Below are 22,046 nucleotides of genomic sequence, written 5' to 3' on the forward strand. Positions count from 1 at the left end.
GTATGAGCACCCCGCATGACGCGCCTCGCGACGGCACTGACGACACGCTGATCCGCATCGACCACCTCACCAAGACCTACAGACGCGGTGACCAGCCCATCCCGGTGCTGATGGACATCAACCTGGAAGTGCGCCGCGCCGAGTTTGTCTCGCTGATGGGCCCCAGCGGCTCGGGCAAGAGCACCTTGCTCAACCTGATTGCGGGCATTGACCAGCCCACCTCGGGCACCATCCGCATCGCCGGGGTGGACATTGCCACGCTGGACGAGACCGCGCTGGCCGACTGGCGCGCCGCCAACGTGGGTTTCATCTTTCAGTTCTACAACCTGATGCCGGTGCTCACGGCCTTTGAGAACGTGGAACTGCCTCTGCTGCTGACCAACCTGACCCGCAAGCAGCGCAAGGCCCATGTGGAGGCCACGCTGGAAATGGTGCGCCTGGCCGACCGCATGGACCACTACCCCAATGAACTGTCGGGCGGCCAGCAGCAGCGCGTGGCCATTGCCCGCGCCCTGGTGACCGACCCCACGCTGATCGTGGCCGACGAACCCACCGGTGACCTGGACCGCGCCACCGGCGAAGAGGTGTTGGCCCTGATGGACGAGTTGCACCACGACCTGGGCAAGACCATCGTGATGGTGACGCACGACCCCAAGGCCGCCGCCCGCGCCAGCCGCATGATCCACCTGGAAAAGGGCGTGCTGGTGGACGACCCGAGCGACGCGCACTGATGTTCCTCTTCAAGCTCCTGCTGAAAAACGCCTTCCGGCACAAGCTGCGCACCTTGCTGACCATGGTGGGCCTGGTGGTGGCCATCAGCGCCTTCGGGCTGCTGCGCACCATCGTCGACGCCTGGTATGCCGGCGTGGAAGGCACGTCCAGCACACGCCTGATCACCCGCAGCGCCATCTCGGTGGGCCAACCCCTGCCCCGCTACTACGCCGAACGCATCCGCAAGATCGAGGGCGTCAGCGGCGTAACCTGGGCCAACTGGTTTGGCGGCATCTACCTGGACCGCCGCAACTTCTTCGCCCGCTTCGCGGTGGACGGCCCCAGCTACTTCGCGATCTACCCCGAATACCAGGTGAGCGACGCCGAACGCGCCGCCTTCATGGCCGACCGCCAAGGCGCCATCATCGGCCGCGATCTGGCCCAGCGCTTTGGCTGGAAGGTCGGCGACACCATCCCGCTGAGCGGCACCATCTACCCCGGCAACTGGAGCTTCACGGTCCGCGGCATCTACGCCTCGCCCGACCCGGCCACCGACGAAAGCATCATGCTGATGCACTGGTCGCTGCTGTCCGAGAACCTGCGCAAACGCCTGGGCAACCTGGCGGCCGAACAAGTGGCCCTGTACGTGGTCGGCATCAGCGACCCCAGTCGCGCGTCCGCCATCTCGCAAGAGATTGACGCACTGTTTCGCAACTCCAACGCCGAAACCAAGACCGAGACCGAGAAGTCGTTTCAGCTCGGCATGGTGGCCATGAGCCAGACCGTGCTGATGGCCATTCGCGCGGTGAGCTTTGTCGTCATCCTCATCATCATGGCCGTGATGGCCAACACCATGACCATGACCGCGCGCGAACGCCTGGCCGAATACGCCACGCTCAAGGCCCTGGGCTTTTCGCCCGCCTTTGTGGTGAAGCTGCTGTTTGGCGAAAGCCTGATGATTGCCGTGATTGGCGGTGCCGCGGGCATCGCGCTCACCTTCCCGCTCACCGCGGCCTTCGTGCAACAAACGGGCACCTTGTTCAAGGTCTTCGAGGTGTCGCAAACCACCTTGGTGTACCAGGCCCTGGCGGCCTTGGTGGTGGGCCTGCTGGCCGCCGCCTGGCCGGCCTGGAAGATGTCGCGCATCGACATCGTGCAAGGCTTGCGCCACGTGGCCTGAGGCAGAACCCCCATGCGAGCCATTCCCCTCTCTTACGTGATGCGCAACCTGTGGGTGCGCCGGGTGACCACGGTGCTCACTGCCGGCGGCATGGCCCTGGTGGTGTTCGTGTTCGCCACCGTGCTGATGATGAGCGAAGGCATCAGCGAGACCATGGTCGCCACCGGCCAGGACGACAACGTGGTGGTGATGCGCAAGGGCGCCGGCACCGAGATCAACTCCAACATCACCCGCGACCAGGCCAACGCCATCGACACCCTGCCCGGCGTGGCCAACGACAACCTGGGCCGCAAGATGGTGTCGCGCGAGATCGTGGCGCTCAACAACCTGCCCAAGCGCGACGGCACCACGGCCAACGTGATCTTGCGCGGCATGTCGGAGTTCGGCATCAGCATGCGGCCACAGGTCAAGCTGGTCGAGGGACGCATGTTCCGCCCCGGCACCTCCGAGATCGTCGCGGGCAAGGCCGTCGCCAAGGGCTTTGCCAACGTCGAGGTGGGCCACACCCTGCACTTTGCCGGTCGTGACTGGACCGTGGTGGGCATCATGGACGCCGACCGCAGCGCCTTTGATTCGGAACTCTGGGTGGACTCACACCAGGCCATGCAGGCCTTCCGCCGCCCGGCTTACTCGACCATCCTGTTCCGTCTGTCTCGCCCTGATGCGCTGGAGGCCGCCCGCCGGGCTGTGGATGCCGACCCGCGCCTACAGCTCGACGTGAAGCGCGAGACCCTGTTCTACGCCGAGCAGTCGGAGTCCATGTCGCGCTTCATCAAGCTGCTGGGCATGTCGTTGTCGGTGATCTTTTCGATCGGGGCCATCGTCGGCGCCATGATCACCATGTTCGCGGCCGTGGCCTCGCGCATTGGCGAGATCGGCACGCTGCGCGCGCTGGGCTTTCGCAAGGAAGCGGTGCTGATCGCCTTCCTGGGCGAGTCGCTGGGCCTGTCGCTGGTGGGCGGGCTGATCGGGCTGGGCGCGGCGTCGCTGCTGCAGAGCGTGGACGTGTCCACGGTGAACTACGCCACCTTCTCGGAAATGGCCTTCCGCTTCCGCTTCACCGCCAGCGTGGCGTTTCAGACGCTGGCTTTTGCACTGTTCATGGGCGTGGTGGGCGGCTTCATCCCGGCCTGGCGGGCGGCCCGCTTGAGCATCATCGAGTGTTTGAGGCAGGCTTGAGATGCATACCTTGGCCAAGTCAGACCCCAGGCATTACCTCCCGGTCCTGCAGAAAAGCCTGTGGTTCGCCCAATTGCCCCCATCGGCAGCGCAAGACCTGCTCCGTGAAGCCACGGTGTTGCACCTGGGGGCGGGTCAGCAACTGTTCCTGCGCGGCGACAGCTTCGATGGCATCTACTGCGTCGCCGAGGGCGGTCTGCGCCTGACCGGCATCGCCCCCAACGGACAAGAGAACCTGCTCAGCGTGATCTCCCCACCCACCTGGTTCGGAGAGATTGCCTTCTTTGACGGCCTGCCACGCACCCACGACGCGCAGGCCGTGGGGCCCACCGTGCTGCTGCGCGTCTCGCCTGCTCGGCTGCAAGGCCTGATCAGCGCAGACCCGCAGTGGACCTTCAGGCTGGCGGTCCTGATGGCCCAGAAAACCCGCCTGCTGTTCTTCGCCCTGGAAGCGATCACGCGGCTGGACACGCAAGCCAAGATCGCGCGTGTCATCGCGATGACCCTGACCCAAGGGGGCACAGCGGTACCCGACCTGGCAGCCAGCAGCTCAGCACTGAACCAAGGCTCGCTGGCCGAAACCTTGGGCATGACGCGCCAGACCGTGGCCGCAGGCTTGAAGGCGCTGCAAGACCAGGGCATCGTGAAGCTGGGCTACCGCCGCATCACGGTGATCGACTGGGCGCGCTTGTGCGACGTGGCCAAGATCGATGCCGAGTGCCCGGCGCCTGGCCTGCACCAAGAACACCTCCCCAGCTGAACGACAGCAAGGCTGGACGCCCCCATCCAAATGGGGGAGTTGGCGCCGATCTGGCCCCATCGCTAACCCGGTGATTGTTAAATACCGCACGGAATTCCATCCCTCGCTTGATCACCATCAAGGCTGCCACCCGTACAGCGTCGCGGAACGCCAGAGGGCCGTTGGCTGTTCGACCCCACAACCGAGGAAACATGGAATGACAAACAGAAACCATCTTGCTGCAGCGGGCCGTGTCGCCCTCGCCTGTGCCGCCCTGCTCATGGGCGCAGCCTCTGGTCCTGCGTTCGCCCAATCCAGCAAGAAAATTCTGGTCGTTGGCGACTCCGCCGGGGGCACCCTGAGCTTCGTGGACGAATCCACGCTGAGCCGACTGGGTTACGTCAACGCCATCCCTGACGTCAAGGAGCGCCTTGCCGAGATGGACATCATCCGACGTGCGACCTACGAGGTGGCAAGTCCACCAAGGGGGGTGACCGCTTTGTAGACGACATCGCCGTGTCGCTGGATGGCAAGACCGTTTACATCTCCCGCTCCAACCTGTCGGACGTCATCGCGATCGACCTCAGCTCGCCCGATCACCGCATCCTGTGGCGCTTTCCGATCCCCGGCATCAACGCCGACCACATGGGCATCAGCCCCGATGGCAAGCACATCGCCGTCTCGGCCACCAGCGCCGGCAACTTCTTCGTGATCGACACGGCCACGGGCAAGCAAGTGGCCAAGGTCCCGACAGGCGCCTTCCCGCACCAGAACGACTACTCGCCCGATGGCAAGTACATCTACAACTCCAGCCTGGGCATCATCCCCCTGCCTTACGCCTTGAACGGGCTCAAGGGCAAGAAGCAGATGACCGTGGTGGACGCCAAGACCTTCAAGGTGCTCAACAAGTGGACCTTGCCCTACGGCATCCGCCCCAACGTCATCACCCGAGACGGCAAGCTCACCTACCTGCAGATGTCCTACCTCAACGGCTATGCCAAGGTCGACATGGCCACCGGCAAGGTGCTCAACAAGGTCGAGATCCCGATGAGCGATTACGCCAAGGCCCACTTCAAGACCAAGGACGACTACCCGCTGAACTCGGCCTTCCACGGCATGGCGATCAACGGCGCCGAGACCAAGCTGTGCATGGCTGGCACCATTGACAACTACATCGTTGTCGCGTCCGTCCCGTCCATGACGACCGACCGCATCATCCCCTCGGGATCCAAGCCCTACTGGGCCAGCACCAGCTCGGACGGCAAGCGCTGCTATGTGTCCAACAGCGAGAGCAACGACCTGTCGGTGATCGACTTCGAATCGGCCACGGAAGTGGCCCGCGTGAAGGTGGGCCAGTACCCGCAGCGCAGCCGCCTGGCCATCGTGCCGCCGGCGATTCTGGACAACCTGAAGAACTGAACGCCATGGCCAGGGCTGGGGGCAGGAGCCTCCAGCTCAATCGGCTGGAAGCCCAAGGAAAGTTTGCATGAAGTTCAAGTTGAGCCCACTGGCCACTGCCATGGTCCTGTGCGTGTGTGCGCACCTGATCCCTGCGGCATCAGCCCAGAGCACCCCCTCCCTGCCCGCACCGAGCGTCGTGCAGGTGCCGGGTGTCGAGCGCCACCAACTGGGCGAGGTCGAGGTGTTTGCCCTGTCGGACAAACGCTTCCTCATTGATGCGACCCGGTTCGCCAAGCTGCCGCAGAGTGAATGGCCCCAAGCCATGGCGCAATCGTTCAAGTCGGATCCGGGCTTGCAAGGCGTGACGGCATACGCGATTCGTTGGGGCAGCACCGTGGTGCTGATCAACGCCGGTCGCGGTGCACGACAAGGCGATGACCTCGGCCAGGTCGCCGAGAACCTGAAGTCTGCGGGCATCTCATCGGATGAGGTGTCGGCGGTGTTCCTGACCAGTCTGCATGCGGACCAGGTCAGTGGCCTGCTGGGCCGTGACGAACAACGCCAGTTCAAGAATGCGCAGTTGTATGCCTCTCAAGAGGCCATGGTGCATTGGCTGGCCGACCACCACTACGTCCAGGCACCGGATGAGCAGAAGGTGTCCTTTGCGACCACGATCACCAGCGTGATGCCGTATGTCAAATCTGGCAAGCTGCAGCCGGTCGAGACCGGTGTGTCCATGGTGCCAGGCCTGTCCGTCGTGTCACTGCCGGGCGGAACGCCAGGAACGGTCGGCTACCTGATCGAGTCTGGCGGGCACAAACTGCTGATCACGGGGGACGGAACGGCATCGAAAGCCGACCGCCGGCGAGCCCTGACCCAGGCCGCGAAGCAGCGCTGGCTGGTGGCCGACGGCTATGTGCCATTTCCAGGCTTTGAGCGCGTCCAGGTCAAGGCGGGCGGGGCCTTGAGTCAGGCGCCCTTGCGCGCCACGGTGAAATGATTCGGCGTCACCCCACCCTGTCTTCACGCTCATTCATGCTGGGTGTCTCATGATCAAGATCCATTCGAACCGACTCTCTCATCGCTGGCTCTATCTGGCCGCGGCGGGGCTGTGTCTCGCCATCGTGGGGCATTTTTGGCTGGATCAAGGCGCCGAAGCGGTGGGCACGGTGGAGGCACAGAACGTCTCCGCCAGCTCGCTCCCGAACACGGCTGACATTTCTGTCACCATGGGTGCCGCACCGATGGTGAAGTCAGGTTTGGAGGGCCCCGCCCCACAAGGGGAGGACGAAGGCGACGACGAAAGCACAGCGCTCGAAACGGGGATGGAGGACTGGCAAAAACCAGAAAACGTAGCCTTGCGTGCCGAGCTACAGCGTTGGTACGACCACCGCGAAGAAACCAGCATGGCGCAACGACGAGCCGATGCCAGTGCTTTGATGGCGCAGGTGGAGGCACGGCAGGCTGCGGGCAAGATCAGCGAGACCAGCGCAGCCCTGGCCAAACTGATGTTGTTGCAGGGCGCACCCAGTGACGACCCGCAGCATGCTGCGCACCTGCAAGAGGTGATGGCGCTCTTGGCGGGACGGCTTTCGTTTGGGGAGTGATGCGCCACGAAACGGGGAAAGTGCGGCTGACCACGGTCAGTTCGGCGTGTACTTGCCTGCGGCTTAATGAACCCGCAGCACCTCAAACTGCTGTCGGATTAGCGCGACCTGTATCGACACCTCATCACCCTCGCATTTACCCAGCATGGCCCTGCCCAATGGGGATTCGCTGCTGATGACCTGAACGAACTGGGCGCCACTGACCAACTTCATGCTGCCCCCATCCGGGCCGAGAAAGAGCAGTTGCTGCTTGTCGTCGGAATCGACCAGGCAGACCAGCGCGCCGAGCTGTATCCCTTTGCTGGCGTCGTAGGGGCGCGGGCGGAATTGGCGCCAATTGCCCATCGCCTGGCGGATGGCATCGGCGCGCCGAGCTTGGCCGGTGGCCAAGTAGGCGGCTTCGAGTCCCAAGGTGTCGTATTTGTTCTCGGCGATGTATTCTTCGTGAGTCGCCGTTTCATGGGCCTCCCGCGCTGCCTGTTCAGCTTGCAGCAGGTCTTCGGCAAGACGTTCCAGCACCTGTTGCTGCAGCAAGAATTTATCCATGATGAAAAGTAGGCATCTCGAACAAGCGGGGGGGCTGGTCTTGATTATGAAGGGCTCAAGGTCGGCTTCCTTGGTCCGTTGGCAGCGACAGTTGCAGGTGCAGCCATGAAGTTGCGGTCCCTGCCAGAAGCCGTCAAGTGTCGTACACGCAATGAGCATACCGCCTCGTCCCTCCGGCCCAGTCATTGACCGCCATCGGGTGCGTCTGCAACGAGGCGCCTGAGGAAATAGCCCAAAGCCACGGCCAGACGGCGACGCACAGGGCCGCCGATAGCAGGAGAACGGCGCAAAAAGCGTGCAAGGCGGGAAGAATCGTCGGTATGCGCAGGAATAGGCGCAGCGGCAGCACCGACAATATTGGCCACCATGCGCCTGAGCCGTCTTTTCCTTTGCACCACCGCGCTGCTGCTCGGTCTGGTCTCCTTGATGCTGGTGCGCACGATGTGGACCGATTGGCAGGGCGTGCGCCGCGCTGAATCCGGTCTGGCGGCGATGGAGCTGGCCTATGCGGCCATGCAGGTCGCCGAACACGCCTCGGCCGAGCGCGGCCCGGCCATCCCGGTCCTCAACGACCCGCCCTCGGACGCGTTGCGCAAGCGCCTGACGCAGTTCCAGCAGGCGACCGATGTGGCCTTCGACGTGGCGCTGACGAGGCTGCGCCAACGCGAGGAGGCTGAGCTGCTGACCGCCCTGCCGGTGCTGGAGCGGGCGCGCGCGCAAATGCAGGCCGCCCGACAGGAGCTCGAACGTGTGGCGGCGCTGCCGCAGGCCGAGCGCGCGGCAGTCGACAAGCGCAGCACCCGGAAGGTCATCGACCAGATGTTCGAGGTCGTCGACACGGTGCTGGAGACGGTCACCCTGCTGTCGGCCAGCGCCGAGCGCATCCACCCCAGCCTGTCGCTGCCGCTGGTCGGCGCGCGCTACGCGACCGAGCTGCGCGAGCATGCCGGCCGCCTGGGCTCGCAATTCACCGCGCCGCTGGCCAGCGGCTCGCCGCTCGGCCCGCAAGAGCGCGACGGCATCCCCCGCCTGCTTGGCAGGATCGAGCAGCTCAAGACCCTGCTGGACGTGAAGGCGCGCACCAGCCTGTCCGATCCGCGCATCGACGCCGCGCTGCAGGCCCAGCAGGAACGCTATTTCGGCCAGAGCCTGCCCTTCATCGCCGAGCTCACCGCCCGCGGCCTGGCCGATCAGCCCTATGGCATGGACTCGGCCCAGTTCGTCTCCCGCTATGTGCCGGCGATGCGCAGCATCGTCGAGCTGCGCGACACGCTGCACGAGGTCGGTCGCGAACAGGCCCTGGTGGAGGTGGCGGCAGCCCGGCAGCGGCTGCGCGTCAATGCACTGATCGGCTGCTGCATTCTGGCGCTGGAGGTCGGCGTGTTCATCACGCTGCGACGCCGTGTGCTGTCGCCGCTGCTGCTCAGCACACGGCATATGGTGGCGCTGATGCGAGGCCGACTGAACCAGCAGCTGCCCCCTGTCCAGCGCAGCGACGAGATAGGCCAGCTACAGGCTGCGGTGCATGCATTGCAGGCCAGCCTGCAACGCACCCAGGAGCTGGAGGCCGAGCGCGAGACCCTGATCACCGAGCTGCGCCAGCTCAGCCACCGCGACCATCTGACCGGGCTGATGAACCGCCGCGCCTTCGACGATCTGGCGCCGGCCCAGCTGGCCCAGTCCGAACGCCGCCGTTGGCCGCTGGCGCTGCTGCTGTTCGATTTGGACCATTTCAAGCGCATCAACGATCAGCATGGCCACGAGACCGGCGACCAGGTGCTGCAGCATGTGGCGCAACTCGCGCAGGCCCAGCTGCGCAGCGGCGATCTGCTGGCCCGCTATGGCGGCGAGGAGTTCATCGCGCTGCTGCCCGATTGCGATGTCGACGCGGCGCTGGCCCTGGCCGAGCGCCTGCGCCAGGCCATGCAGCAGGAGCCGCTGCACCTGCCCGACGGCAGCATGCTGCACCTGAGCGCCAGCTTCGGTCTGGCGACGCGGTCGGCCGGCCTCCAGGCCTCGCTGCCCGAACTCTTCAGCCGCGCCGACGCCGCCCTCTACGCGGCCAAGGCCCAAGGCCGCAACCAGGTGCAGTTGGCGGACTGAGCTGGCTGGGGCTGCCGGCCAGTGAGTGCAGCGCAAAGGTCCGCAGCCAGTCCGTAGCAGACGCTCTCTGGAAGCACTCGTCCTAGAAGTACGCCTCTATCGGCAACGAGGCCTCGGCCTGCGCTGAAGCTGGCGCGACGCCAGATGCCGGCATCAAGGCGGATGCCTGAACCTGTACCGCCAAACTCGCCGCCACCGCCTTCAACTCCGCCTTGGTGGCGGTGAAGTGCAGATCCACCCCGCCATCCTGCTCGGGCGTGGGCACGACCATCAGCATGCGAAACGCCACGCCGCAGATGTCGTACCAGGCCGGCCCGCCCTGCCCGAAGTTGATGTCGTACATCGGGAAGCGGGCGCAGTTGTTCAGGATCAGCCCCCCATCGAGCGTGCCCGCCGCCGAGTCCCAGAACAGGCGCCAGATGGCCCGCCTCTGGCGGTAATGCTCCATCAAGGCCAGGTGCTGAAACAACGTGTCGTTGCTCACCTGTTCGTTGGACGGACGGCACTTGCTGGCCAGCACGGCCACGCTGTCCTGCGCGATGTCTTGCGGGGTGTAGCGGGCCTCGCCGTAGCACAGCGCGTTGCCAAAGTAGTCGCGCGGGATGCGCAGGCGGCGGCGGTGCCGCAGGTCGAGCACGATGCCCACGCGGCGCTCGCGCGTCGAGGCCGTCAAGGGCGCAATGGCCTTGAGGCAATGCGCGGCGGCCAACTCCACTGCGCTCACGCCGGCATCGGCGGGCAGCGCCAGCCTGGCCTCGTCTTTCCAACGCTGCATGGTGGTCGCCGGGATGCGGAACACGCCTTTGCGCAGCTTCAGCGCTTGCGAGCCCAGGCGCAGCATCACGCTCAGGCGCGTGCGCATGTCGGGGTCGCGCACCAGGCCCTGTGCGGCAGGTGGCGCATCGGGGGTCATCTTGGCTTGCGCGGCGTCGATCACGGCCTGGTGGTCAAATGCCGGCGTCACCACTTCCAGGCCACGCGCCATGCGCGACCAGTCGCTCATGAACTGCCAGTAGGCCGAGCCATCGAACAGCGAGTGGGGCCCGTAGCAGCACAGGATGACGCCACCGCCCCGGAAGCGGTGCACGTTCACCTGCAGCAGGGGCTGGTCCTTGCCCACCCATTGCCAGGGGTAGACCGCACTGAAGTAACGCTTGATCTGGCTGCCGAAATCGGAGTCCGGCCCGTGCGCAGGCAGGGGCCGGTCGTGCTCGTGCACCCGAAAGTCGATGCCGGCGTCGTTGCAGTCCACATAGACCTGGCCATCGGCATCTTTCTGCATGCGCCCGGCAATCAGCGGGTAATGGCGCAGCGTCTGTACCAGGGCCTCGCGCATGTGGCGCACCTGCATGCCCTGCGGGTACACCAGCGTCACCGGGATGCCGATGTGGCCGCTGAACAGGTCCAGGCCGGTGAGCGGCTGGCGCGGCGCGGTCACGCCGCAGTGCAGTCGTTCACGGGTCAGCAGGGTGTGGTCGGCGGACGACATGGTGGACTCGGCGCGCGTCAGTACACGTAGGGAATCAGGCGTTTGCGGCTTTGCTTGAAGCGCGTGTAGGACTCGCCCAGAGCCGATTCCAGCGCGGCCTCTTCCACCTGGATGCGGTAGATGTAGATGGACCAGGAGCCGATGCACATCAGCACCAGGCTGGCGTAGTTGCCCAGCACCAGGCCCAGGCCCATCAGCGTCAGCAAGGCGCCGAGGTAGGATGGGTGACGCAGCAGGCGGTAGGCACCGCCATCGACCACGCGGTGGTCATCGGCAATGGTGACGGTGTGGGTGAAGAAGGCGCCCAGTTCTCGCCAGCAGTGCATGCGCAGCAGCATGCCGGCCACGATCAGGCCCAGGCCGCCGAAGTAGGCGGGGTGGCGCGCTTCGGCCGGCATGGCTGAAGGGGCATAAAAGGCCAAGGCCACGGAACCCAGTTGCAGCAGCGAGGTGCCTATGGAGATGACCAAGCCGGAATAGCGGTCGGCGCCCTCGTGCCCGGCCGAGTGCTGCTTCTTGCGCTGCAACTGGCGCGCTTCCATGGCATACGCCCAGATCAGAACGGCCCAGAAGGCGATGGCATCGGGCCACACAAAGATCAGGGGTCGGTCGAACATCGTGCCTCCGGGCTACAGCTGTGAGAAAGTTCACACCGATTGTGGGCGGGGCGTTTTTCTGCTCGTATGAGGGATTCACCCCGACACCCCCGACACAGGGGACGCAGGCCTGACAATGGTGCAACGCACCAAAGACGGCGCGTTGGCCTCATAATCTGACAATCCATCCCGCCAGATCTGGCGATTTGTCCCCCTCCTTTCAAAGGAACACAACATGACTCGTGAAGTCGTCTTCGTGGGCGCAGCCCGTACCGCCATCGGCAGCTTCGGTGGTTCGCTCAAGGACGTGCCGCCCGCTGACCTGGGTGCACTCGTGATCAAGACCGCCCTGGAGCGCGCTGGCGTCGCCCCCAAGGACGTGGGTCATGTTGTCGTGGGTCACGTCATCCCCTCCGTGCCGCAAGACGCGTACATCAGCCGCGTGGCCGCCCTGAACGCCGGCGTGCCGCAAGAGGCCCCCGCTTTCAACGTGAACCGCCTGTGCGGCTCGGGCCTGCAGGCCATCGTGTCGGCCGCCCAAGCCATTCAACTGGGTGACTGCGAAGTCGCCGTGGGTGCCGGTGCCGAGTCGATGAGCCGTGGCGCTTACCTGGTCACCAGCAACCGCTGGGGCGCGCGCATGGGCGACGTGAAGATGCTGGACTTCATGCTGGGCGCCCTGCACGACCCGCGCATGCACATCCACATGGGCATCACCGCTGAAAACGTGGCCGCCCGCTACGAAATCACCCGCGAACAGCAAGACGCTTACGCCGTGCAGTCGCAACAGCGCGCTGCCAAGGCGATTGCCGCTGGCTACTTCAAGGAACAGATCGTTCCGGTCGAGATCAAGACCCGCAAGGGCGTGGTGCTGTTCGACACCGACGAAGGCGTGAAGGCCGACACCAATGTCGAAGCCCTGGCCAAGATGAAGCCCGCCTTCAAGAAGGAAGACGGCACCGTGACCGCCGGCAACGCCTCGACCCTGAACGACGGCGCTGGCGCCGTGGTGATGGCATCAAGCGAGAAGGCCAAGGAGCTGGGTCTGAAGCCGCTGGCCCGTCTGGTGTCCTACGGCCATGCTGGTGTCGAGCCCGAGTACATGGGCATTGGCCCCGTGCCCGCTTCGCGCAACGCGCTGGCCAAGGCTGGCCTGACCGTGGCTGACATGGACGTGATCGAAGCCAACGAAGCCTTCGCCGCCCAAGCCTGCGCCGTGGCGAAGGAACTGGGTCTGGACAACGAGAAGGTCAACCCCAACGGTTCCGGCATCTCCCTGGGTCACCCCGTGGGCGGCACCGGCGCCATCCTGGTGACCAAGGCCATCTACGAACTGCAGCGCACCGGCGGCCGCTATGCCCTGATCACGATGTGCATTGGCGGCGGCCAAGGCATTGCGATGGTGATCGAGCGCGTCTGATCTGACGTGATCGCACCATGACAAAGGGGCTCCTCGGAGCCCCTTTTTTGTGCCTGACTGCCAGCAGGCTCAGACGCTGAACCGCCCGTGGGAGTTCAGCTTGCCGCGGCCCTGAGGGGGCTGACACCGTCGAACGTGGCGGTGGTGACCCAGGCCAGGATCTGTTCGTTCGTGTACATGCCCGACGCCTTGAGCATGCCGACCACGGGGTCGCAGGCAAGCGCGAACAGCATGTAGAGCGTCATCTCGGCCGGGAGGTCGGGGTTGAGTTCGCCGCTGGTCTGGGCCTCAGTGATCCAGATGCTGAGCTTGTTGCTCAGGCTGATCAGGCGGTCCATGTAGGCCTCGTTGGCCTGCAGCGAGTTGGACAGCGCCGAATTCTGCGAGGGCAGCGAGGGCATTTCGCCTTCGAGCTGGCTGGTGATCGCCCAGCGGGCCACCGCCTTGAGTTGCTCGATCGGGCGCGCGTCGGGGTTCTCACGCAGGCCATCCACGAAGGTCACGGCCCGGTCGAGCGCGCGGATCATGGCCGCAGCGGCCAGGTCTTCCTTCGAGGCGAAGTGTTTGTACACACTGGCCTTGGCCATGCCGGCTTCCGCCGCCACCTCGTCCACCGTCATCGCGTCGTAGCCCTTGGTGGCCAGCAGCCGATTGACGGCCTCCACGATGGCGTCCTCGCGAATGCGCTGTATTTGTTCCTTGTATGAAAGCCGTTCCATGTCTGCCATTGTAGACCGACGCCCCTTGGCGTAAAACGGCAGAAGTCACACGTGACACTCTTTTGGTTATCATGTAGACTCGCAAGTATTCATTCTGCACTTGCAAGTTCATTACACGGAGCATCGCATGTCTCGTATCGCCGTCATCGGTTCCGGTATCAGCGGCCTGAGCGCCGCCTGGCACCTGTCTGCCCCCGGCTCTGGCCACGAGGTCACGGTGTTCGAGGCCGGCGCCTACTTCGGCGGCCACGCCAACACGGTCGATGTGACGATCGACGGCGTCACCCACGGGGTGGACACCGGCTTTCTGGTCTACAACGAGCGCACCTACCCCGGCCTGATCGCGCTGTTTGACGAGTTGGGCGTGGACCGTGCACCCTCCGAAATGTCGTTCTCGGTGCAGTCCCCCCAAGGACCGGGCCAGCGCAACATCGAGTGGAGCGGCCACTCGCTCAACACCGTGTTTGCCCAGCGCAGCAACCTGCTGCGTCCGCGCTTCTGGTCCATGTTGCGCGACATCCTGCGCTTCAACCAGCTGACCACGGCCATGGCCGTTGCGGGCAAAGACGCCGAACTGGCTCAGCCGATTGGCGCCTTCCTGGACGACCACCACTTCGGCCAGCCCTTCCGCGACGATTACTTCCTGCCCATGGTGGCTTGTATCTGGTCGTGCCCGACCGAACAGATGCTGCGCTTCCCGATGGCGACGATGATCCGCTTCTGCCACAACCACGGTCTGCTGCAGGTGGCCAACCGGCCGCAGTGGTTCACTGTGACGGGTGGCTCACGCGAATACGTGCGCAAGGTGCTGACGCGCCTGAAGGACGCTCGCCTGAACACCCCGGTGCAGGCGGTGACGCGCCACAACCAGGGGGTGACGGTGCACACGGCACAAGGCGCCGAGACCTTTGACGGCGTGGTGATGGCCTGCCACAGCGATCAGGCGCTGCGCCTGCTGGGACCACAGGCCACCGCCAACGAGCGCGACCTGCTGGGCGCCATCCGCTATCAGCCCAACCGCGCCGTGCTGCACACCGACACGGCCGTGCTACCGCAAAAGCGCTCGGCCTGGGCCGCTTGGAACTACGAACGCGCGGCCCAAAAGAACACCGAGCAGGCCCAGGTTTGCCTGCACTACCTGATCAACGTGCTGCAGCCGCTGCCCTGGCAAAAGCCGGTGGTGGTGTCGCTGAACCCTGTGGGTGAGCCCGACCCGGCCACCGTCATCCAGGAAATCGCCTACGACCACCCGGTGTTCGACCAAGCTGCCATCGATGCACAGGCCCGCCTACCCGCCATCCAGGGCACCCAAGGGGTCTGGTATGCCGGCGCCTGGTGCGGCTACGGCTTCCACGAAGACGGCTTCCAGGCCGGCTTGCGCGCGGCCAAGCTGATCCAGCAAACCACCTGGCCAAATAAGCTGGCCGCTGCGTGAACCCGAGAGCACCCGCCATGCCCACCCCACCCACCACCGCTGCCTTGACGCCCGCCCCGCAGGCCCTGATCGGCCGTGGCAAGGTTTGGCATCAGCGTCTGCGCCCCGCGCAGCACCGCTTTGAGCACGACAGCTACTTCCTGATGCTGCCCATGCGCCTGGGACGCGAGCACGGCTGGACCGTGCCGCGCCAGCGCTTTGGCTGGATCACCTTTGCCGACCAGGACCACGGCGAAGGCGGCACCGATGCCCTGACCTGGTTTGAGGCCCTGTTGCAGGCCGAAGGGATTGACGATGCCGATGGCGAGGTCTGGTTGCAGACCTACCCCCGCGTGCTGGGCCATGCCTTCAAGCCAGTCAGCTTCTGGTTTGCACACCGGACCGATGGTTCGCTGGCGGCCATCGTGGCCGAGGTCAACAACACCTTTGGCGAGCGGCACTGCTACCTGCTGCGCGGTGAACACGTGCAATGGGGGCAGGAGATGCAAGCCGACAAGATCTTCCACGTCTCACCCTTCTGCGCGGTGGAAGGCACCTACCGCTTCCGCTTCACCCGCACAGGCGACCGCATGGTCTCGCGGGTGGACCTGCATGACGACCACGGCCCCTTGATTCAAACCAGCATCAGCGGCCAGCTCGAACCTTTCACCCGCCACAGCGCCCGCCGCGCCTTCTGGGGCACGCCCCTGATGACACTGGGCGTGGTCGCCCGCATTCACTGGCACGCCCTGCGCTTGTTCCTCAAGCGCGTGCCTTTCTTCCACAAGCCTGCTGCGCCTGAGCGCTTCGTCTCAAGATGAACACCACCGCATCAACCACCCACGCCACCCCCGCCCTGCCCGCCGATGCGCCGGCGTCGGCCAAGCGGGTGTTCCGCTTGCTCAACAAGCTGCAGCATGGCCGGCTGGACATCGAATGGCCCGATGGCGGCCACAGCCGCTTCCCGGCCTCGGCCGTGGGCCATGACGACACGCCCGGCGTGCGCGCCACGCTGTGCCTGAACAACTGGCGCGTGTTCGAGCGCACGATGAAGTCCGGTGACATCGGCTTCGCCGAAAGCTACATCGATGGCGACTGGCACACGCCCGATCTCACCGCCCTGCTCTCGCTGTTCATCATCAACCGCGACCACCTGGAGAAGGTGGTGTACGGCTCGTGGTGGGGTTCGCTGCTGTACCGCGTCAAGCACTGGCTGAACCGCAACTCGCGCGAAGGCAGCGCCAAGAACATCCACGCCCACTACGACCTGGGCAACGATTTCTACCGGATGTGGCTGGACCCGTCGATGAACTACTCCAGCGCGTGGTTCGAGGGCAGGCATGCCGATCAACTGGCAGGGGCTGACCTCAAGACCGCGCAGATGGCCAAGATGCGCCGCGCGTTGGACGAAGCCGGCGTGACCCGTGGCAGCCGTGTGCTGGAAATCGGCTGCGGTTGGGGTGCCGTGGCCGAGACGGCTGCCAGCGAGCGCGCCGCCCATGTCACCGGGGTGACCTTGTCGAGCGAACAACTGGCCTGGGCGCAACGCCGCATGGCCGATGCGGGCCTGAGCGAGCTGGCCGACCTGCGCTACCAGGACTATCGCGACCTGGCCCCGTTGCACGAGCGCGAGCCGTTCGACGCCATCGTGTCCATCGAGATGTTCGAGGCCGTGGGCCGCGAATACTGGCCCAGCTACTTCGACACAGTGAAGCGCTGCCTCAAGCCCGGTGGCCGCGCCTGCATCCAGACCATCACCATCCGCGATGACCTGTTCGAGCGCTACAGCCGCTCCACCGACTTCATCCAGCAGTACATCTTCCCCGGCGGCATGTTGCCCAGTCCCTCGGGCTTTGAAGCCATGGCCCGCAAAGCCGGCCTGGTGGTGGAAAAGCGCCTGGCCTTCGGCCCCGACTACGCCGAGACCCTGCGCCGCTGGCGCCATGCCTTCTTGCAGCGCGAAAACGAAGTCGGCCAGCTGGGCTTCGACACCCGCTTCGTGCGCATCTGGACCTTCTACCTCGCCTACTGCGAGGCCGCCTTCGACCATGGCAACACCGACGTGATGCAGTTCACCCTGCGTCGCCCGGACTGAGCCCTGCGCGTCCATCCCGCGTCGCCTCAACCACGCCCACACCATGTCACACCGCCACCCTGATCTCAGCCGTCGCCAGACCCTGTGCACCTTGGCGGCACTGTGCACCACCGCTGCCCCCACCATGAACGCCATCGCCGCCCCCGCCCCGACCACCGTGCCTACCGAGGTCGCCTCCGACCTGAAGCAGGTGCAGCTGCGCGGCCGTGCACCGCTGCGCTTTTTTGGCCTGCTGGTGTACGAGGCCCGACTGTGGGCCCAGCCCGCCTTCGAGGCCGAGCGCTACGACCAGTTGCCCTTTGCGCTGGAGCTGGAATACGCCCGCAAGCTCGAAGGCCAGGCCATTGCCGAGCGCTCGATTGCCGAAATGCGCCGCGTGGGCGAGTTCACAGAGGCACAGTCCAAAGCCTGGCTGGCCTTCATGAATCAGGCATTTCCGAACGTGGGCGCGCAAGACCGCTTGACCGGTGTGCACGACGGCGCCGGTGGCGTGCGTTTCTACTTCAACGGCAAGCAGACTGCCGCCACGCAGGACAAAGCCTACGCCCGCCTGTTCTTCGGCATCTGGCTGTCGCCCAAGACCTCCGCCCCAGGGCTGCGCAATGCCCTGATCGGCAAAGCCTGAGCGGTGCACCATGCGCAGTACCGGCATCCACACGCACGGCACAGGGTGGCGCTATGGTCTCCTGGGCCTGCCCCTGGCCTTCGTGTCGCTGCCGCTGTATGTGACCCTGCCCCGCCACTACGCCGAGCAATACGCCGTGCCGTTGGGCACGCTGGGCGTCTTGCTGCTGCTGACCCGCCTGCTCGACGCGGTGCTCGACCCCCGCATCGGCCACTGGGTGGACCAGCTGTTTGCCCGCCATGCCCGCCTCAGCTGGCGCGCTGCCGTGGTCGCCTCTGTGTTGATGGCGGTGGGCTTTGCGGCCTTGTGGATGCCACCGCCCAGCGTGGCCGGCTCACAGACCCAACTGCTGGCCTGGCTGGCGAGTGCGCTGGTGCTGACCTATCTGGCGTACAGCCTCGCGTCGATGGTGCACCAGGCCTGGGGTGCTCGCTGGGGCGGACAACCGGAACAACGCGCCCGCCTGGTCGCCTGGCGTGAAGGCACGGCCTTGGCGGGGGTGCTGCTCGCCAGCCTGCTGCCCGCCTGGCTGGGATTGCAAGCCACCAGTGTGGTGCTGGCCGTGGCGCTGGGCCTGGGACTGTGGACCCTGCACCAGACGCTGCATGGGCACAGCGAGAAAGAGGAGGTCCCCTCATCGAACCCAAGGTCTGCTCAGCTTGCACAGACACCTCTCACCTCAGGCGCGACAATCAGCGCCAGGCCGACCGACGAAGCGACAGCGTCATCTGGTCAGGCGAACACCGCGCACGTCACTTCGGCCGTGGACACGTCTCCCTGGCGCACCCCAGCATTCGTCGCACTGCTGATCGTGTTCCTCCTCAACGGCACTGCCAGCGCCATCCCGGCCACGCTGCTGCCCTTCTTCGTGCGCGACACCTTGCAAGCCCCCACCTGGGAGCCGCTCTTCCTGGGCAGCTACTTCCTGGCCGCCGCCATCGGGCTGCCGCTGTGGGTGAGGCTGGTCAAGCGCCTGGGCCTGGCCCCGGCCTGGCTGCTGGGCATGGCCCTGAGCGTGCTCGCCTTCTGCGCCGTGCCCTGGCTGGGTTCGGGCGACACCCTGGCGTTCGAAGCCATCTGCGTGCTGACCGGCCTGGCCCTGGGGGCCGACCTCGCCATTCCCGGCGCGCTGCTCACCGGTGTCATCCACCACGCCGGCCTGGGCCAGCACAGCGAAGGCCGTTTCTTCGGCTGGTGGACCGCCGCCACCAAGCTCAACCTCGCGCTGGCCTCCGGCCTGGCGCTGCCGTTGCTGGCGGTCATCGGCTACGAAACCGGCCGGCACACGCCCGACAACCAGTTCGCCATGGCCATCTCCCACGGCCTGCTCCCCTGCGTCTTCAAACTGCTGGCCGCCGCCGCCCTGTGGCAGGCCATGCGCCGTCACCCCATCCTGAGAGGACAAGCATGACCCCCTTCACACGCTTCCGTCGCTTCCTGGCTACCTTGGGTGCTGCCCTGCTGCTCAGCCCTCTGCTGAGTGGTTGCGCCGGACCGCAAGTGCAGGACTATGCCCAGGAACAGCCCACGCTTGACCTCAAGCAGTACTTCAACGGCCCCATGCAGGCCCACGGCATCTTCACCGACCGCAGCGGCCGCGTGGTGAAACGCTTTGTGGTGGACATGAAGGCCAGCTGGCAAGGCAACCAAGGCACGCTCGACGAGCGCTTCACCTACAGCGACGGCACCAAACAGACCCGCATCTGGTACCTCACCGACCACGGCAACGGCCGCTACACCGGCCGCGCCGACGATGTGGTGGGCGAGGCCGAAGGCCAGACCGCCGGCAACGCCTTCCGCTGGGGCTACACCCTGGCCCTGCCCGTCGACGGCCGCGTCTGGCACGTGCAGTTCGACGACTGGATGTACCTCATGGACCAGCGCACCATGCTCAACAAGGCCGTGATGAGCAAGTTCGGCATCCGCCTGGGCGAGGTCACCCTGTCTTTCACCAAGCCCTGAGCCCCTCATGTCCCTCAACCCCCGGATCACCCACTGGCAAGGCCGCGTCGTGTGGCTCGTTGGCGCCTCCAGCGGCATCGGTGAAGCCACGGCCCGCGCCCTGCATGCGGCCGGCGCCCGCGTGGTCGTCTCGGCCCGCTCCGCCGAACCGCTGACGCGCTTTGCAGCCGCCCACCCCGGCAGCATCGCCTTGCCGCTGGACGTGACCGACCGCGCCGACGTGGCCCGCGCCACCCAGGCCGTGCTTGACCAAACCGGCCGGATCGACTTGGTGATGTACTGCGCCGGGCATTACCGCCCCATGCGCGCCACCGCCTTCGACCTGGACGATGCCCTGCGCCACCAGCAGGTCAACGTGACCGGCGCCCTCTACCTGCTCGATGCCGTGCTGCCCGTGCTGCAGCGCCAGGGCCACGGCCACCTCAGCCTGGTGGCCAGCGTGGCGGGCTACCGGGGCCTGCCGCAGTCGCTGGCCTATGGCCCCACCAAGGCCGCGCTGCAGAACCTGGCCGACACGCTCTACATCGATCTGCACGATGTGGGCATTGGCGTGTCGGTGGTCAACCCCGGCTTCGTGGCTACCCCGTTGACGGCGCAAAACCAGTTCGCCATGCCGGCGCTGCTGACGCCCGATCAGGCGGCTCAGGCCATATTGAAAGGCTGGGCGCGCGGTGCGTTCGAGATCCATTTCCCGCGCCGCTTCACGTGGTGGCTCAAGCTGATGCGCCACCTGCCCGACACGCTCTACTTTGCCCTGGTGCGCCGCGCCACCGGTTTGTGAGACCCTCACCATGCCCTTCGCACCCCTCACACCGGACATGACCTCTGCCGCAACCTCGGCCACCACAATCACACCTGGACAGGCAAGCGTCGCCATCGACTCGCGCACCGCACGAGTCGCCGCGTTCTTCGAGTCCATCAGCCCCGCCAGCCTGGGCACATTGAGCAGCGTCTACAACGAGCACGCCCGCTTCAAGGACCCGTTCAACGACGTCACGGGCCTGCCCGGTATCCAGCGCGTGTTCGCCCACATGTTCGAGACGGTGCAGAACCCGCGCTTCGTCGTCCACCACACCATGACCCAGGGCGATCACGCCTGGTTGACCTGGGACTTCCTCATCGACCGTCCCGAGGGCACCCTCACGGTTCATGGCGCCACACAACTGACCTTCGCGCCCGACGGCCGCGTCAGCGTGCACCGCGACTACTGGGACACCGCCGCGGAGCTCTATGCCAAGCTGCCCGTGCTCGGAGCCCTGGTGCGCTGGCTGACCCGCAAGCTCTCGGCCACGGCCTGACACGGGGCTCAGCTTTGGTGCAATGTGTTGGCACAATATCACCCTGACGCATTGATCCCGAAGCACGCCCATGCAGCTCACCCCCTGGTCTCACACCGCCCGCGAAGGCTTCACCCTGCGTGGCTGGCACACGGCCCCCAGCGGCAAGTCCGTGATCCACTTCCTGCATGGCAACGGCTTTTGCACGCGCACCTACGAGCCGATGCTGCAGCATCTGTCGCATGACTTCGACCTGTGGTTGTGCGACATCCAGGGCCATGGCGACAGCGACCACGGCGGCCGCTTCGTCGGCTGGAACCGCAATGCCGAACTCGCCATTGAGGCCTTCAAGACCCACGGCCAGCCCCAGTTTGGCCACGTGCCGCACTTCGGCCTGGGCCACAGCCTGGGCGGCGTGCTGACCGGTTTGGCGATGGGCGAGCACCGCAAGCTGTTTCAACGTGCGGTGCTGCTCGACCCTGTGCTCTTCTCACCCGCCATGATGCTGGGCGTGGCCGTGGCCACCCTCACCGGCACAGCCCGTCTGTCACCCCTGGCACGCAGCGCGCGCAGCCGTCGTCATCACTGGGCCAACCGTGACGAGGCTTTCGAGCAACTGCGCCACCGCGGCGTCTACAAGACCTGGACGGCCGAAGCCCTGCATGCCTTCGTGCGCCACGCCATGAAAGACGCACCGGACGGCGGCGTGGAACTGAAGTGCCAACCTTCGCGTGAAGCCGAGGTCTTTGCCTCGGCACCCGAGCGCCTGTGGACCCTGATGGGCCGCATCGAGACGCCCACGCTGGTGGTCCATGCCGACCACACCTTCCCTTTTGTGCTCGAAGGCGCCGCCCGCCTGCGTCGGATCAACCGCCATGTGCAAACGCAGCAGGTCAGCGGCACGCACTGCTTCATGCTGGAGCAACCGGCCAACACCGCGGCCCTGGTCAAGTCGTTTCTGCTGTCGGCTTGATCGCTGACGA

At 65.7% G+C, this 22,046-nt stretch carries 23 protein-coding genes; 19 read left to right on the plus strand and 4 right to left on the minus strand.

Annotation, left to right across the window (positions count from 1 at the left end; all coding sequences use genetic code 11):
* The first annotated feature begins 2 nt into the window (after positions 1 to 2).
* From RBT42_RS07945 to RBT42_RS07980, 8 genes are all read left to right on the plus strand, one after another.
* Positions 3 to 731 carry an ABC transporter ATP-binding protein gene (locus tag RBT42_RS07945; RefSeq protein ID WP_320363861.1) on the plus strand — a complete coding sequence of 243 codons (729 nt, stop codon included), beginning with the start codon at positions 3 to 5 and terminating at the stop codon, positions 729 to 731.
* Positions 731 to 1,891 carry an ABC transporter permease gene (locus RBT42_RS07950; protein WP_320363862.1) on the plus strand — a complete coding sequence of 387 codons (1,161 nt, stop codon included), beginning with the start codon at positions 731 to 733 and terminating at the stop codon, positions 1,889 to 1,891. The genes RBT42_RS07945 and RBT42_RS07950 overlap by 1 nt, the downstream gene beginning before the upstream one ends.
* A 12-nt stretch (positions 1,892 to 1,903) precedes the next feature.
* Entirely contained in the window at positions 1,904 to 3,070 is a 1,167-nt protein-coding gene (locus tag RBT42_RS07955) for an ABC transporter permease (protein WP_320363864.1), read from the plus strand.
* A 1-nt stretch (position 3,071) separates the two neighbouring features.
* Positions 3,072 to 3,830: a Crp/Fnr family transcriptional regulator gene (locus RBT42_RS07960; protein ID WP_320363866.1), complete on the plus strand. Its 759-nt coding sequence runs from the start codon at positions 3,072 to 3,074 to the stop codon at positions 3,828 to 3,830.
* Positions 3,831 to 4,089: 259 nt separating this feature from the next.
* Positions 4,090 to 4,314 (plus strand): hypothetical protein, encoded by a 225-nt coding sequence (locus RBT42_RS07965; RefSeq protein WP_320363869.1) that lies wholly within the window; start codon positions 4,090 to 4,092, stop codon positions 4,312 to 4,314.
* 11 nt (positions 4,315 to 4,325) lie between these two features.
* A complete protein-coding gene (locus tag RBT42_RS07970) occupies positions 4,326 to 5,228 on the plus strand; it encodes a hypothetical protein (RefSeq protein ID WP_320363870.1) in 903 nt (300 codons plus the stop codon).
* Between the two features lie 67 nt (positions 5,229 to 5,295).
* Positions 5,296 to 6,210, plus strand: coding sequence for an MBL fold metallo-hydrolase (locus tag RBT42_RS07975; RefSeq protein WP_320363873.1), 915 nt, complete (start codon positions 5,296 to 5,298; stop codon positions 6,208 to 6,210).
* A 49-nt stretch (positions 6,211 to 6,259) separates the two neighbouring features.
* Positions 6,260 to 6,817, plus strand: a complete 558-nt coding sequence (locus RBT42_RS07980; protein ID WP_320363875.1) for a hypothetical protein — start codon at positions 6,260 to 6,262, stop codon at positions 6,815 to 6,817.
* Between the two features lie 63 nt (positions 6,818 to 6,880).
* On the opposite strand, the gene RBT42_RS07985 is transcribed toward RBT42_RS07980, so the two are convergent.
* A complete protein-coding gene (locus RBT42_RS07985) occupies positions 6,881 to 7,363 on the minus strand; it encodes a GreA/GreB family elongation factor (RefSeq protein ID WP_320363877.1) in 483 nt (160 codons plus the stop codon).
* Between the two features lie 366 nt (positions 7,364 to 7,729).
* Between RBT42_RS07985 and RBT42_RS07990 the strand changes: the two genes are divergently transcribed.
* Positions 7,730 to 9,466 carry a sensor domain-containing diguanylate cyclase gene (locus tag RBT42_RS07990; RefSeq protein ID WP_320363879.1) on the plus strand — a complete coding sequence of 579 codons (1,737 nt, stop codon included), beginning with the start codon at positions 7,730 to 7,732 and terminating at the stop codon, positions 9,464 to 9,466.
* Positions 9,467 to 9,548: 82 nt separating this feature from the next.
* Here RBT42_RS07990 and RBT42_RS07995 read toward each other — a convergent pair whose 3' ends face one another.
* On the minus strand, positions 9,549 to 10,955 hold the full coding sequence (locus RBT42_RS07995; RefSeq protein ID WP_320363880.1) for an acyltransferase: 1,407 nt from the start codon (positions 10,953 to 10,955) through the stop codon (positions 9,549 to 9,551).
* Positions 10,956 to 10,972: 17 nt separating this feature from the next.
* Complete coding sequence (locus tag RBT42_RS08000; protein WP_320363882.1) at positions 10,973 to 11,572, minus strand: isoprenylcysteine carboxylmethyltransferase family protein; 600 nt, start codon at positions 11,570 to 11,572, stop codon at positions 10,973 to 10,975.
* A 214-nt stretch (positions 11,573 to 11,786) separates the two neighbouring features.
* Here RBT42_RS08000 and RBT42_RS08005 point away from each other — a divergent pair, with 214 nt between their 5' ends.
* Complete coding sequence (locus tag RBT42_RS08005; RefSeq protein WP_320363885.1) at positions 11,787 to 12,971, plus strand: acetyl-CoA C-acyltransferase family protein; 1,185 nt, start codon at positions 11,787 to 11,789, stop codon at positions 12,969 to 12,971.
* A 95-nt stretch (positions 12,972 to 13,066) separates the two neighbouring features.
* Here RBT42_RS08005 and RBT42_RS08010 read toward each other — a convergent pair whose 3' ends face one another.
* Positions 13,067 to 13,699, minus strand: coding sequence for a TetR/AcrR family transcriptional regulator (locus tag RBT42_RS08010; RefSeq protein ID WP_413785869.1), 633 nt, complete (start codon positions 13,697 to 13,699; stop codon positions 13,067 to 13,069).
* Between the two features lie 118 nt (positions 13,700 to 13,817).
* Here RBT42_RS08010 and RBT42_RS08015 point away from each other — a divergent pair, with 118 nt between their 5' ends.
* The 9 genes from RBT42_RS08015 (at position 13,818) to RBT42_RS08055 (ending at position 22,036) form a co-directional block, all read left to right on the plus strand.
* A complete protein-coding gene (locus tag RBT42_RS08015) occupies positions 13,818 to 15,125 on the plus strand; it encodes an NAD(P)/FAD-dependent oxidoreductase (RefSeq protein WP_320363889.1) in 1,308 nt (435 codons plus the stop codon).
* A gap of 17 nt (positions 15,126 to 15,142) precedes the next feature.
* A complete protein-coding gene (locus RBT42_RS08020) occupies positions 15,143 to 15,925 on the plus strand; it encodes a DUF1365 domain-containing protein (protein ID WP_320363890.1) in 783 nt (260 codons plus the stop codon).
* On the plus strand, positions 15,922 to 17,199 hold the full coding sequence (locus RBT42_RS08025) for a cyclopropane-fatty-acyl-phospholipid synthase family protein (protein WP_320363892.1): 1,278 nt from the start codon (positions 15,922 to 15,924) through the stop codon (positions 17,197 to 17,199). Before RBT42_RS08020 ends, RBT42_RS08025 begins: the two co-directional genes overlap by 4 nt.
* A 43-nt stretch (positions 17,200 to 17,242) precedes the next feature.
* Positions 17,243 to 17,824: a chalcone isomerase family protein gene (locus RBT42_RS08030; RefSeq protein ID WP_320363894.1), complete on the plus strand. Its 582-nt coding sequence runs from the start codon at positions 17,243 to 17,245 to the stop codon at positions 17,822 to 17,824.
* A gap of 10 nt (positions 17,825 to 17,834) precedes the next feature.
* Positions 17,835 to 19,235, plus strand: a complete 1,401-nt coding sequence (locus tag RBT42_RS08035; RefSeq protein ID WP_320363897.1) for an MFS transporter — start codon at positions 17,835 to 17,837, stop codon at positions 19,233 to 19,235.
* Entirely contained in the window at positions 19,232 to 19,786 is a 555-nt protein-coding gene (locus RBT42_RS08040; RefSeq protein ID WP_320363899.1) for a DUF3833 domain-containing protein, read from the plus strand. Before RBT42_RS08035 ends, RBT42_RS08040 begins: the two co-directional genes overlap by 4 nt.
* Before the next feature lie 7 nt (positions 19,787 to 19,793).
* Positions 19,794 to 20,567, plus strand: a complete 774-nt coding sequence (locus RBT42_RS08045; protein WP_320363901.1) for an SDR family NAD(P)-dependent oxidoreductase — start codon at positions 19,794 to 19,796, stop codon at positions 20,565 to 20,567.
* 10 nt (positions 20,568 to 20,577) lie between these two features.
* Positions 20,578 to 21,084, plus strand: coding sequence for a nuclear transport factor 2 family protein (locus RBT42_RS08050; protein ID WP_320363903.1), 507 nt, complete (start codon positions 20,578 to 20,580; stop codon positions 21,082 to 21,084).
* A 70-nt stretch (positions 21,085 to 21,154) separates the two neighbouring features.
* Complete coding sequence (locus tag RBT42_RS08055; RefSeq protein ID WP_320363905.1) at positions 21,155 to 22,036, plus strand: alpha/beta hydrolase; 882 nt, start codon at positions 21,155 to 21,157, stop codon at positions 22,034 to 22,036.
* Positions 22,037 to 22,046: the final 10 nt, after the last annotated feature.

This window comes from Aquabacterium sp. (assembly GCF_034003525.1).
Classification (GTDB): Bacteria; Pseudomonadota; Gammaproteobacteria; order Burkholderiales; family Burkholderiaceae_C; genus Aquabacterium.